This is a genomic window from Desulfosporosinus sp. I2 (genome assembly GCF_000960765.1).
Classification (GTDB): Bacteria; Bacillota; Desulfitobacteriia; order Desulfitobacteriales; family Desulfitobacteriaceae; genus Desulfosporosinus.
Map to the genome: position 1 here is coordinate 70,400 of NZ_JYNH01000005.1, position 13,326 is coordinate 83,725.

The 13,326-nt window shown below is 42.3% G+C and carries 9 protein-coding genes; 2 read left to right on the forward strand and 7 right to left on the reverse strand.

Annotation, left to right across the window (positions count from 1 at the left end; all coding sequences use genetic code 11):
• Positions 1-142: 142 nt before the first annotated feature.
• Positions 143-2,206, forward strand: coding sequence for an HD domain-containing phosphohydrolase (locus UF75_RS02695; RefSeq protein WP_045573053.1), 2,064 nt, complete (start codon positions 143-145; stop codon positions 2,204-2,206).
• A gap of 30 nt (positions 2,207-2,236) precedes the next feature.
• Here UF75_RS02695 and pheA read toward each other — a convergent pair whose 3' ends face one another.
• The 3 genes from pheA to UF75_RS02710 form a co-directional block, all read right to left on the reverse strand.
• A complete protein-coding gene (gene pheA / locus UF75_RS02700) occupies positions 2,237-3,070 on the reverse strand; it encodes a prephenate dehydratase (RefSeq protein WP_045573076.1) in 834 nt (277 codons plus the stop codon).
• Between the two features lie 106 nt (positions 3,071-3,176).
• Entirely contained in the window at positions 3,177-4,064 is an 888-nt protein-coding gene (locus UF75_RS02705; RefSeq protein WP_045573054.1) for a GNAT family N-acetyltransferase, read from the reverse strand.
• A 38-nt stretch (positions 4,065-4,102) separates the two neighbouring features.
• Positions 4,103-5,002 carry a phosphatidylglycerol lysyltransferase domain-containing protein gene (locus UF75_RS02710; protein ID WP_045573077.1) on the reverse strand — a complete coding sequence of 300 codons (900 nt, stop codon included), beginning with the start codon at positions 5,000-5,002 and terminating at the stop codon, positions 4,103-4,105.
• Between the two features lie 265 nt (positions 5,003-5,267).
• Between UF75_RS02710 and UF75_RS02715 the strand changes: the two genes are divergently transcribed.
• A complete protein-coding gene (locus UF75_RS02715) occupies positions 5,268-6,653 on the forward strand; it encodes a M48 family metallopeptidase (protein WP_052692965.1) in 1,386 nt (461 codons plus the stop codon).
• Positions 6,654-6,787: 134 nt separating this feature from the next.
• Here UF75_RS02715 and UF75_RS02720 read toward each other — a convergent pair whose 3' ends face one another.
• From UF75_RS02720 to UF75_RS02735, 4 genes are all read right to left on the reverse strand, one after another.
• Entirely contained in the window at positions 6,788-8,158 is a 1,371-nt protein-coding gene (locus tag UF75_RS02720) for a citrate/2-methylcitrate synthase (protein ID WP_045573055.1), read from the reverse strand.
• A gap of 274 nt (positions 8,159-8,432) precedes the next feature.
• A complete protein-coding gene (locus UF75_RS02725; protein WP_242860083.1) occupies positions 8,433-11,501 on the reverse strand; it encodes an efflux RND transporter permease subunit in 3,069 nt (1,022 codons plus the stop codon).
• Positions 11,498-12,583: an efflux RND transporter periplasmic adaptor subunit gene (locus tag UF75_RS02730; protein ID WP_242860084.1), complete on the reverse strand. Its 1,086-nt coding sequence runs from the start codon at positions 12,581-12,583 to the stop codon at positions 11,498-11,500. Before UF75_RS02730 ends, UF75_RS02725 begins: the two co-directional genes overlap by 4 nt.
• A gap of 17 nt (positions 12,584-12,600) precedes the next feature.
• Positions 12,601-13,152 carry a TetR/AcrR family transcriptional regulator gene (locus UF75_RS02735; RefSeq protein WP_045573057.1) on the reverse strand — a complete coding sequence of 184 codons (552 nt, stop codon included), beginning with the start codon at positions 13,150-13,152 and terminating at the stop codon, positions 12,601-12,603.
• Between the last annotated feature and the right edge of the window lie 174 nt (positions 13,153-13,326).

Consider the following 13,326-nt stretch of genomic DNA (forward strand, 5'->3'; position numbering starts at 1 on the left):
GTATCAAAGGGTCTTTCTTCCAGTTGCTGCATCTGGATTATTATTTTTCATATAAAAAGTTTGGAGGAATTAGCATAATTTTGTAGAATTATATCGTACTATGAAGAACCATATCTAACTATATTTATAAAGGAGTAATGTTATGAGGATATCATTTAAAAATTTAGCTCTCCTATTACTCCTTTTATTCTTGGTTCTATTTTTCCCTAAACCAGCCCTTGCTAGCTATGATCCTAATGCCTTCAAATTGCTCAGTGAATTATTGATTACTTTTACTGTAGCCGTAACTTTACATATTCTAAATACGAGTAAAGAAAAGAAACTTATATGCATGACGGCAGAACTCGCGGAAACCCGTCTAAAGCTTAAAGAAAGTGACGATAAAATAAAAACTCTCCTAGTTAATCTGAATGTGGGTGTAGCCTTGTTTTCTCCGAAAGGGGAGTTTCTGTTATGCAATAGAAAGTTTATCGAACTGGGAAGCCCCAAAAACCTGGCGGACAAAGGGGAGCCTCTCGTAGAACAATCTTTAAAGAAACAATCTCTCATAGAACATCTGCCCAAAGTGTCGTTGGAGGAGGTCATTATCCATTATATAAACGAGGATGGTCAAAGCTTAACTATGGATGAGTTCCCTCTATTTAAAGTGCTTTCTACCGGCAAACCTTCACGCGAACAAGTTATCGGGATAAAAAATCCTGACAATGGAAGTGTTCGATGGGCAATGGGAGATCATGAACCCGAGTTTGACGAAGCAGGTGAATTATCTAAGGTTCTTGTTACAATTGTTGATATAACTGATAGAAAAAACTCAGAAAAGGCCTTAAAGGAAAGTGAAAACAGACTCAGTGCATTTTTAAAGGTCATGCCTGACATGTTTTTCTTGTTGGACCGTAACGGGTATCTGATTGATAATTATATAGAAAATACTATAATTCCCTCTCATATGCAGTCGGATTTCTTAGGCAAAAATATCAAAAATTTAGACTTTGTGGATGAGTATATTGCAGAGTTAACATTCCAGAACATAGAAAAACTGTTTGGGACTGGTGAGATCCAAACCTTTGAGTTTTGTTCTCAAAAATTAGGTCAAGAAACGTTCTTTGAAGCACGACTTGTTTTATGCGGAGACGATAAGGTGCTGGCCGTTGTTAGAGATATATCACAACGTAAGGTATCAGAGGTCAAGCTTTATAACATGAGTATTCATGATACCCCAACAAATCTATATAATAGAAACTATTTTGAGCAAGCATTAGATAAATATCTTGATAAAAATACGAGCGGAATGGGTATTGTCATTTGTGATATTGACGGGTTGAAGCTGGTCAACGATACTCTCGGCCATGCTGTGGGTGATGATTATTTAAAAACAGCCGCAACTATTTTATGTCAGTGTTTTGATTGCAATGATGTCGTGGCCCGGATTGGCGGAGATGAGTTTGCCGTATTAATTAAACACACAACGACTAAGGAACTCTCAGCCATATCGTCTGAAATAGATAGATTACTAGCCATGATTAATACTGAAGAGCGTATTATACCCATTAGCATGTCTCTAGGTTATGCGGTCGGGGACGGTACTCAAAAGGATTTAAAAGAATTGTTAAAGATAGCGGATAATCTGATGTACCGCGAGAAACTCCATCATCGCCAGAGTGAGAAAAGTAAAAACATTGATATTCTTACTAAAATGCTGGAAGTCCGCGACTTTATCACCGAAGGACATGGTGACAGAATGCAAGAATTATCCGGCAAGTTGGCTGAAGCTATAGGCATGTCGAATAATGATATTAAGGACATGCATCTCTTTGCCCAATTTCATGATATCGGGAAAGTTGGTATACCTGATAGAATACTTTTTAAGCCTGGCAGGCTTACTGACGAAGAAATGAACGAGATGAAGCTGCATACTGAAATTGGCTATCGTATTGCCGAGTCTTCGCCAGACCTCATACACATTTCAGATTGGATACTCAAGCATCATGAGTGGTGGGATGGTAATGGCTATCCCTTCAAGTTGAAGGGTGAAGAGATTCCTGTGCAGAGTAGGATCCTTTCAATTGTTGATGCTTTTGATGCCATGACAAACAACAGACCCTATCGGAAGGCCCTCTCCAAAGAAGAGGCTCTGCTGGAAATTGTCAAATTCAAAGGGACACAGTTTGATCCTAAGCTTGTTGATAAATTTGTTGAGTTGAGTTGAGTTGAGTTGATTTGATTTAATAGCAATTACCTAATCCGAATCTACCCTTGGATAAGAACCGAGGAACTTATAAAACGTTGTTTTTCGTTTTACCATGGTTAAAGCATCTCGAACATCCGGGTCAGTCATGTGCCCTTCAATGTCAATAAAAAATATATATCTTCCAAGTTTTCCACGCGAAGGTCTGGATTCGATCTTACTCATATTAATATCCCACAAACTAAATATATCCAGGATGCAAGCTAAACTCCCAGGTTTATGTTCCGTTGAAAATACAATTGAGGTCTTATTCCGATTGGCAGTGTTATGAGCTGCATTTTTTCCTACAGCCACAAACCTAGTAAAGTTATTAAGATTATCCTGTATATCACGAAGGGCAACTTCAAGCCCGAAGATTTCTGCCGCTTGTTCTGCGCCGATAGCCCCCGCAGTAATTCCATTCTTTTTAGCCTGATTTGCACCTTCTGAGTTACTGTTTGTTAAATACAATTTTGCCTGCGGCAGTTGTGTTTCTAAAAAAAGTCGGCACTGACCGGCTGATTGAGGATGAGTGAAAACCTCAGTAATGTCCTGCCACCTTGCCCCATGATTAATCATTAGAGTCTGTGATATTGGAAGAGTTAGTTCATTAATAATATGTAAGTCCACATCCCAAGCCAATATATCCAGGACTACATTGACTGACCCCTCCAAAGAGTTTTCATAGGGGATAACGGCCAGATCTAGTTCACCCCGTTGAACCGCTAAAAGAGTTTCTCGGATGCTAGACATTCCGATTAATTGGGCGGACTTATTAGTGATATACATTTGCGCAGCTCGTTGGGAAAAGGTACCTTCCGGACCAAGATAGCCAATTCTTTGCATATAATTTCCCCCTGCTTTTTTTAATGAATACAATGGCTCGTAAAAATGGGCTCCAAAAAAGGGATCTTTATAAGAAACCTTATCACCGCCGGCAATGTCTCGATAACTAATCGAAGGCAAGCCCCAAATATCCTTGATCTTCCGACGTTATCACCGTACCAACTTCTCTATGTATCCTTATCATTCCAAAAGGACGAACTGAGCCTCCGAATTTCTCGCCTAGGTAGGAAGGAGTGCGCAGAACATATTCCTTTGCAGACAGTCGTAGGATGATCTGTTTGATAGCCGTGTAAATATAATCCTCAGGCAGCAAGATTTCTTTGATGAATACCCTGTCAGAAGTTATTCTTTCAAGCGTTAAACAACCCTGAATATCCTCAATATCTAGAGCATAGATGTCCGCTCCAGACTGTTGTGACAACCTTTTCTGGTAGGCAATGTCCTCATCGTGATACGAAATAAACAGTCTGCCCCTAAGTTGAATATTCCTCCTCCGATTATACTCTTCGGGAGTTATCGATGAGATCGTACAATTGTACAATTTATGGATTGGCAAATAATCTACCCTATCGCGTAAAAGCAGAGCCTCCCTTATATAAAATCCGTCCTGGTATCCCTGTTTACGATAATAGTCAAAAAGCTGCATCTTAGCCGGAACTAAGACAGAGAATTCATTCTCCTTAGCCCTAAGATAGCGGTTGCTAAAGTCCATTAATTGAGTTGCAAAACCTCTGTTTTGATATTGAGGATGAGTTGCGATAGCGTAGAGCATGGCAGTATTAAAGTTTCGCTTATCAGGGAGCACGGTTCTGACAGATATCATTGTAATCATAGCCGAAATCTCTCCATCCTGAAGCAATACGGCTGTTTCGTCCTCTCTATACCGATTGGCATAGTAGAAATCAATATAACTGTCAGGATCTCCAAAGCAACGTTTCCAAATTTCTTTTTGGCGAACGGTGTCGCCCTTCTGCGCCAGTCTAATTTCGCTCATCTTATCTTCAAACTCCATCTGCCTTTAAAATAACTACTCTATAATTCGAAATAGGTTGCAAAGTATTTTTCTTCCATCATATATGGATGGTAGGATAACTTAGCCTTTCTTAAGCCCTCGAAGCCCATGTCCTCCTCACGGTTCACATAAATCTGTTGAGGATAGTTCTTTTGGATAAAAGCAGCGAATTCACGGTTAATCATTTGATAGGAACCCTCTCTTTCACCAAGGGCTTTTTCAATATGAATAATATAGGTGTCAGAATTTAGTTTTTCTCCCATCGTGAAGGCAATCACCTTGCCATCTGTACGAATAAGTCCACCCTCTAAACCAAGAGCGGTAAAATGATTAAAGCAACGACGTACTGCGCAACTTTCTTTGGCAATTTCTATACTTTGGGAATTAATCCTACACCACTGCAAGTTCATCTCCCAGCACTCTGCTAAGTTTTCTCCAGATATCAGTTCGAAACTCCAGTCATGGTTTTCCTTCTTAAACCTGTTGACATGATTTCGTTTAGAGTGAAGCTTATTCCCTGCCAGCGTGACGAGCTTGTCCAAAAGATAAACATAATCAAAGCTATCCCTCATCTCTTTATATTCAAAGTGATCAGGAAACACTCGATTGATCACGGCGATATTCTCGGGAGATACTCCGGCTAAAACAAATTCATGACCGCAGGAAGCCGCGTCTTGTTGCATAACCTCAAATACAGTCGTGATATCGCCCGAACCTGCAGGATAAAAATAATAGTGGACATCATTGAGAACTCCTTTGACCACAAGGAAACCACTGACTTGTGCAACCTGATAGTTATAAATCTCCGACCATGCAAATATATTAGTATAGTTTTGATGACCGCCACGCATATCAGCTATAGCAAGAAGGGGGTCCATCCATTGCTTGTCGCTTAGTTCAACTTTTTTAAAGGTAATCATTCTTTTCTCCATCCAATTCATATGATTCTTCTACATACGGTATAATTTACATCTAAGTCCATCCGTATTCACTGCCGTAAGATTACAATGATCTTATTATCTCATCTGCTTGATCGATTGCCAACCTATAATTTGTGCTTTATGCCACATGGCTAATCCTTGAAAGGTTTTCTAATCTTTTTCTCATATTCCCTATAATTGCACTCCCAAAAAGGACTATAATAATCCTAAAATAAGTTATATGGTTTAAGGTGGAGAATTCTAAATGTTCAATCACAAGCGCAGTGCACGGCGTGCCAAAATTGGTTGGTTTTTCCTGATAGGATTAGCTGCTATTTTTGCTTTTTTGTATCTTTGGTCCGCCCTCTTTCCCGGACCTATAGATCCTTTAGTAACGAGGTTTTTTTCGCCAGATACTGCTAATGAGGCTAGAATTTACAATTCAACGCCTCGTATCCTCTATATACTTAAGTTTTGCTTTCAAACCAGCTTTTTAATTTGGTTGCTCTTTAGTTCTGTAGGGCAAACCTTTCTTAAGCGTCTTCAAGAGATTAGCAGGAATTATTGGTTAGCCTGTGCTTTATCCATACTAAGCATTTGGCTTTTACTCAAAGTATTGTCCCTGCCTTTCTCCTATTACAGCGGATACTACTGGCAAAAAATCTGGGGTTTTAGTACTCAAACCCAAGCTGCATGGTGGATCGACTATTTGAAAAACTGCGGAATTGAGCTCCTCATTTCTCTTGTGGGAGGGCTCATATTTTTCTGGCTAGTCAACCGGTTATCGCGCAATTGGTGGTTGGTCAGTGCTGTTTTATTTAGTCTCTGGCTCATTATAGAATCTATTTGTTGGCCGATTGTTATATCCCCGCTGTTTAATCATTTTGAACCCTTACCCAATTCCGCTATCCTAACCATGGTTGATGATCTGGCTCAACGGGCTGGACTAAACCTTAGCGCTGTCCTCGTGATGGACGCCAGCAGACAAACAACCTTAGCCAACGCCTATTTTACCGGAGTGGGAACTACTCAACGAATTGTCATTTACGATACCCTCTTACGTAATTATTCCTTCCCAGAGGTTAAAGCCGTTATTGCTCACGAGATGGGACATTGGCGACACAACGATGTTGTCCATGGGCTTTTCTACGGAATGATAGGAGGTTTTATTGTCTTCGGTTTATTAACGATCCTCTTAAGACCTTGGTTACCTAAAAATGTAAAGAAAACTTGGCTGGCGCCCGAAGACACTGTCTTCGCACGTGTTAGCTTAGCGGAGAAGTTTGGCGAAGGTGGCCGCCTTAGTTGCCCTTATGCTTCCAGAAAGTATATAACGAAGTTATACTTTCTGACTAGTAGTAAAAAGCCACCCCAACTATGGGCAGCCTTACAATTGGCACTGCTCCTTCTTCTCTTTGTAAGCAATCCTCTCCAATCTGCAATATCTAGAGAAATGGAGCTAAGTGCAGACCGTTTTTCTCTCGAACTCACGGGAGACCTCAATGCAGAAATCCAGTTGCAAAAAGACCTTGCCCGCATAGGTTTATCTGATTTGTCTCCCCCCCGCTTCATAGTCTGGTTCAGTTATAGCCATCCACCAGCGCTAGCAAGAATAAACGCCTTAGAACAAGAATCCCAACATAGAAATTGAAACAAGTGAAACAAGTGAAACAAGGGGACAGGTTCCCTGTTTTGCTTCCCGAAACAAGGGGACAGGTTCCCTGTTTTGCTTCCCGAAACAGGGAACCTGTCCCCTTGTTTTCCCGTTTTCTCCCCTTGTTTTCCTTAATCTCTATCGTATAGGGCGACATATGCTTTTCTGGGTACTACATTTTTGTAGGCAGGTCTGATGATCTTTCCGGCATTGATGATTTCTTCTATGCGATGAGCGCTCCAGCCCGCGATTCTGGCGAGGGCAAAAATCGGTGTGAACATCTCTATGGGAAGATTCAGCATTTGGTAGACAAACCCTGAATAGAAATCAACATTGGCACTGACACCTTTGTAGATTTTCGTATACTGAGCAATAACCTCGGGAGCAAGTTTTTCAACTTTGGCGTAGAGATTGAATTCGTTTTCAAGTCCCTTTTCTTTTGCCAGCCTTGAAGCATAATATTTGAGAATAACCGCCCTCGGGTCGGAGACGGAGTAGACGGCGTGGCCAATTCCATAAATTAAACCCGAACGGTCAAAGGCATCTCTGCTAAGGATCAGGGAAAGGTAGCCCGCTATCTCTTCATCATTCTCCCAATCCTTTACCTTGTCTTTGATATCTTCAAACATCTCGATCACTTTATGATTTGCTCCTCCATGCTTTGGCCCCTTAAGCGCTCCTAAGGCAGCAGCAATAGCAGAGTAGGTATCCGTACCAGTAGAGGTTACGACATGGGTCACGAAGGAAGAGTTATTACCCCCTCCATGTTCAGCATGAAGCACCAGCGCCAGATCAAGAAGTTTTGCCTCCAGCTCCGTATATTTGCAATTTGGTCTCAGCATGTAAAGAATGTTCTCAGCTAAACTTAATTCAGGCTGTGGACTATGAATGAACAAGCTTTGATTTCCATGGTAGTGGGAGTAGGCTTGGTAACTATAGACCGCTAAGGAAGGGAAAGAGGCAATAAGCTTGATACATTGTTTTAGGACGTTTTTAATGGAAATATCATCAGGATTATCATCAAAAGAGTACAGAGCCAAGACACTTCTCGCTAATCCATTCATAATATCTTTGCTCGGCGCCTTCAAAATCATATCACGAGCGAAATCCTCTGGTAGCTTCTGATAACAAGAAAGCAGCAATTCAAAATTCTTAAGTGACTTCTTATTGGGGAGCTGTCCAAAAAGCAGCAAATAAACAGTCTCTTCAAACCCAAAGCGCTTATCCTCCATGAAGCCCTTAGCAAGATCACTGATGTCGAAGCCCCGATAAATTAGACGGCCAGGAACAGGGACCATTTCCCCTTCATCAATAATATAAGAATGAACCTCGCCAATTTCTGTTAGACCCACGAGTACCCCTCTCCCGTCTAGATCACGGAGTCCCCGTTTAACTGCATATTTACTGTAAAGCTCAGGATTGATAGCGCCCTTCTCTACTGTCATGTTGCTTAAATCATTAAGCATTCTTTCTTGAAATTGTTCCAATTTTAAATGTTCCATTGTATAACTCCTTCTTTGTTACTAGCAGACAACTTGTATCATAATTATGAGTTGTTACTTAAGATCTGTCAAGCGCTTTATAAATACTCGTGCTAATATTTCATAGGTTCGATTCCAATCCCCACTAGGATCCTGAGGAATTAGAAAAGTTTATTAAGAGTATAGGATAACCGGAAAAAAACAAATCATGCTACCGTAATTCTGTACTTAAGGCACGCTATCAAAAGACACGGACAGGAATAATGTCCGTGTCTTTTTGCACTCTGTTCATGTGCTATATTGTCAGTTTGTTTGTCTCTGTGGAAAGTGTTCCATCAGAAAACCACAGGCTATAGACAACCGGAATAATCACGAGGGTCAGCAACGTTGAAACCGTTAACCCACACATAATCGCCACAGATAATGGTTCGAAAAGGTCACTGCCGGAAAGAGCTAAGGGAACCAGCCCAATGACCGTAGTCATGGCGCTTAGAAAAATAGGTCGGTAGCGTCGGGTAACAGCATCAAAGCAGGCATCCGTAACTGACATACCCTCTTTACGGGCGCTATTGATAAATTCAATTAATAGAATGGCATTTTTAATCACGACTCCCATTAAGCTAACGACCCCAACCATTGCCGTAAAGGAGAGGGGCTGGCCGAAAGCAAACAGACCGACAATTACTCCGAAGAGAGAGAGTGGGATTGTGATAAAAATGATGAAGGGCTGCAAGAAAGAGCGAAACTGGAGCATAAGAATGAGATAGATAGCAAAGAGGGCAAACAGAGCCGCTGTACCCAGATCGCCGAAATTATCATTGATGTCTTTCGCTTCCCCTTTATAAGAAAGGGTAACCCCCTTTAACTCGTCCGGGTTTTCGGCGATAATTTGTTTGAGGTTGTTTTCAATGGTAATAGCACTGTAACCGGGTTTAACTTGGGAGGAGACGGTAATGGCCTTCTCTCGATCATATTTGCGGATCGTAGGAATTGAGGCTTCAAGTTGAATGGTGGCTAATTGTTTGAGCAAGGCTTTCTGGCTGGAGAGAGAGGATTTGATGGCCAGGTTTTCCAGGGCCTCTTTGGACTGAATATCACTGATCACTAGGATAGGATATTCATTGCCGGCTTTGCGAAAAACGGTCGCTTCTGCTCCTTTTAAAGCAATATTAATTTGGCGTTCAAGGTCATATTGGGTGATGCCTAACTGGGAAGCTTTGTCATGATCGACATTGACGGTAAATTGGTATTCGGCGCTGTCCAGATCGTCTGCCACATTCAGGGTGCCGGGGATGGCGGACAGTTTGTCATGGATATAGTTGACAGCCTTGGTCAAGGCCAGCTGATCGTTACTGTTGACTTGAATCCCTATAGGGGTACCGGGGAAGGCCTTTTCCAGCAGCTCGACCCGGGCTGTTCCCCCGATCAAGCGTTTGTCCAACAAATCTTGCATGTAGACAGCCATTTCCTGATTTGATTTGAACTGCCTTCCTTTCGTCAAATCCACTTTCAACAGGACTTGGGCAAAATCTTGAGACTGAGAAGATTGCCCCACTGTTAAATAGAATTTAGGAAGTCCTTCCCCTACAGAAGTAGTATAATTCAGGACTTCTTTCTGGTCAGAGAGTAACTTTTCTACCTGTTGAGCCACTCGGTCTGTATTATCTAGGTCAGCCGACGTTTCGGCATGAACATCAATATAAAACATATTGACGTCCGCTTTGGGAAAAAACATCACTGGCAGCTTAAAGGTAAAAAGCACCGTAAGGACAAACAGGGAGAAGGCTAAGAGAAGGGTTAGTTTCTTATGCTTCATGCCGATTGCCAGAAAGCCCTGATAGAAGCTTTTCACAGGGGATCGCTTAGGCGATTTGCCCGGTTTAAGCTGATCGAAAAATATATAGGCTAAAGCTGGGGTGACAAAGATAGCGACAATAAACGAAGCAGCAACAGCCAGAATGACGACTTCAGGCAAGGCATGAAGGAACTCCCCGGCCGGACCGGGTACAAAGAGCATGGGGGCAAAAGCAGCTGCAGTAGTTAATGTCGCCGTGAATACTGGTAGGACAGCCCGCTTTGTGCCACGTATACAAGCAGTCATTTTCTCCACACCCTGGTCAATTAGGACCTGAATCGAATCAATAATCACAATGGCATCATCCACCAGCATACCTAAAGCGATGATCAGGGCAGCAATGGAAATCTCATGCACTCTGATCTTTAAGAGGTACATGGCGCAGAAAGCAATTAGGATCGAGAGAGGTACGGCTGTCGAGGCGACAATGGCATTCTTCCAACCCATGCCAAGAAAAACGACCACAAGGACTAAGGCAATTCCTTCAAGCAAATTTATAAAGAAATTAGTTACACTTTGATTAACATTGGCCGGTTGGTAAGTGACCTCATCGACGTTTAAGCCAGGGGGCATTTGCTCTTTGAGCAGATTAAGTTTAGACTGCACATCGTTACCAATGAGAACAATATTATTATTGTCGGAAAAGAAGGCGCTTAACAAGATAGCGTTATGTCCATTTTCTCTGATCCGGGTCGTAGAATCAGCCAATTTCCAGGATACAGCGGCGATATCATTTAAATGTACGATAGCTCCGGTATCTTTAGAGACTGACACAACGCAATTTTCAATATCCTGGAGGGAGTTAAAACTGGCTGGGATACTGACATTGATCTTGGTATTTCCATTACTAAGAGAACCAGAGGGAATATCCAAGTTTTGAATTTTTAAGGCATTGACGATATCATCCAAGGATAGAGCATATTGATTCATCCGGGCAGTATTGACTTCTACCTGGGCTTCTTTCTTTTGTACCCCGTCGACTTCAAAGCGAGATATCCCGTCAATTTTGTTTAATTCATTTTTATACTGATCAGCGAAGTCGGAAAGCTGTTCATAAGAATACTGATCCCCGGAAAGGCTGAGGATCATGCCGGGAGTATCCGCTAAATCAGTATTAACATCGACCTTTTGGCATTCCGCCGGCAGACCGCTTTGAAGATCATCCATATAGCGCCTCAGATCAGTCCAAGCTTTATCGACATCAGCATCATTTTGGAGTTCTAAGACGACGATCGAAATACTGTTGCGCGAATAGGAGGAGGAAGTTTTGTAACCTGGGACTTCGATGATTTTGTCTTCGATGACTTTAGTGACGAGTTTTTCCACCTCTGCAGGTTCGGCCCCCGGATAGATGGTCTTAATGATAGCGAAAGGGGCCTTCACATTCGGGCTTTCCTGTTTAGGTATAACATAATAGCTATAAAGGCCAAGTAACAGGGCTATAAACGTGAAAAAAAGGGTAAAACGGCGATTGTGGATGACTTGATAAATCAGACCTTTTTCCATCATTGTCCTCCTGTAGTTGGAGCGATCGTCACTTTCATGCCCTCACTTAATTCCTTCATGCCCGAGGTGACTAGGGTGTCTCCCGGATTTAGCCCTTCGATCCGGACATTAAAACCTTGGCTGTTCTTTAAATTGATATTTTTTTTAACCGCTCGGTCGGTTTGGACAAGATATACGTAATCTTCGCCATCATTCATCACCGCCGAGATTGGGATCCAAATGCCTTTCTCTGCACCGGCAGCCAGGAAAACATTTGCTGCAGCGCCAATCAAATAGGCCTGAACCGGTATTTCTTTCGTCAATTTAATCTCGGTGTTATAGGTACGAGTCTGTGTATCCGGAACTTGATCGATGCGGGTCACTTCTCCCGATCCGGTAAAGTTGCCGACTTTGACCTCAGCTTGATCCCCTGGCTTTATCTTAGCAGCATCGGTCTGGTCTAGACCTACATCGATCACTTGCTCTTGACTGCGAACAACGATGACAGGATATCCAGCAGCTAGATTTTCCCCTTCCTTAAAGAGGATATCTGTCACATAGCCGTCCATATCAGTATAAAGTTGCGTATCGGCAAGAGCATTCTGTTTGGCTTCAACATCGACTTGAGCCTTCTGGTAAGTGGACTCTTTAACATCCATATCCAGTTTGGCTTTATCCAGATCATTCTGGGCCATGGCTCCAGCCTTTAGAAGTGCTTGATACTTGGTATACTGGGTTTGGGCATCCTGATATACTTGCTCGGCCTGGGAGAGATTCAGTTGAGAATTGCGCAGGGACAGGGAAAGATCGGTCTGTTCCAGGGCGGCGAGCAGTTCTCCCTGATGAATAGCCTCTCCTTTTTGAACGTTCAAATGAGCCAGTCTTCCTGGGACTTTAAAACTATACTTCTTTAATTCACCAGAACCGATGACGCCTAAGTACTCCAATCGGACTGACTGCGACTGTTCCGTTATCGACGAAACCTTTACCGGTCTGGTAATCTCTACCGGGGTGGTGTCCGTCGGCTGGGAACTGCAGCCGGTCAAAAATGCGGGGAGCAGAAGAAAGGCTAGCAAGGACGAAGACAACTGTTTGAGTTTCATCATAGTTCAGAAATACCTCCTTAACGATTTAGGATTCCGTAAAACAAGAGCTTTTTCATCTGTTCTAAGAGGTGGTTAATGGTCATGTCATTGGCATTTAGAAATTCGTCTTCCAAGGGTGACAGAACCGTCTTAGTAAACGTCAGGAGCATGATGGCCGGATCAATATCATCCCGGATGTCACCATTGACGATCCCCTCCTCTAAGACGGTCATCGCCATCTGTTCGCGGAAACGACGGATTTCTTTGATAGTCTCCTGTTCGGAGGGGAAAAAACGCTGCAGTTCATTGAGGACGCGGAAAGGAATAGCCGGATAGGAGTACACGGACAGGATGGCGTTAAGTTTTTCAAGCCATGTCGTGCAACGATCGATTTCTTGCAGTACCCGTTGCTTCTCAATTTCAGCGGCACTTTGCACGATTTCCGAGATCAGTTCGTTTTTGGAGGCAAAATATTTATAGAGGGTTTTTTTACTCATGCTCAGTTCCCCGGTGATGTCATCTAACGTAAAGCCTCGTAATCCGTATTTTTTTATGGACTCAGTAGCAACCTGGATAATTCGCTCGCGCATGATAAACCTCCTAAGTTGAAAGTTTCTAAGGAAACTATTTCAGTATCTATAGTTTACTATCAAATATTTATGGGATCAAGGGGTGAGACCAAGTTAATTTCTCTCGCGCCAATGGTTATTTATATAACCTGAAAAGGCAAATTATTGAACATAAAATTGGGAATAATAACACTG

Coding starts and splice junctions, on each gene's coding strand:
- UF75_RS02725 (WP_242860083.1), bottom strand. CDS start 11,501: ATGATGGAAAAAGGTCTGATTTATCAAGTCATCCACAATCGCCGTTTT.
- UF75_RS02710 (WP_045573077.1), bottom strand. CDS start 5,002: ATGATTACCTTTAAAAAAGTTGAACTAAGCGACAAGCAATGGATGGAC.
- UF75_RS02730 (WP_242860084.1), bottom strand. CDS start 12,583: ATGATGAAACTCAAACAGTTGTCTTCGTCCTTGCTAGCCTTTCTTCTG.
- UF75_RS02720 (WP_045573055.1), bottom strand. CDS start 8,158: ATGGAACATTTAAAATTGGAACAATTTCAAGAAAGAATGCTTAATGAT.
- pheA (WP_045573076.1), bottom strand. CDS start 3,070: ATGCAAAGAATTGGCTATCTTGGTCCGGAAGGTACCTTTTCCCAACGA.
- UF75_RS02735 (WP_045573057.1), bottom strand. CDS start 13,152: ATGCGCGAGCGAATTATCCAGGTTGCTACTGAGTCCATAAAAAAATAC.
- UF75_RS02715 (WP_052692965.1), top strand. CDS start 5,268: ATGTTCAATCACAAGCGCAGTGCACGGCGTGCCAAAATTGGTTGGTTT.
- UF75_RS02705 (WP_045573054.1), bottom strand. CDS start 4,064: ATGAGCGAAATTAGACTGGCGCAGAAGGGCGACACCGTTCGCCAAAAA.
- UF75_RS02695 (WP_045573053.1), top strand. CDS start 143: ATGAGGATATCATTTAAAAATTTAGCTCTCCTATTACTCCTTTTATTC.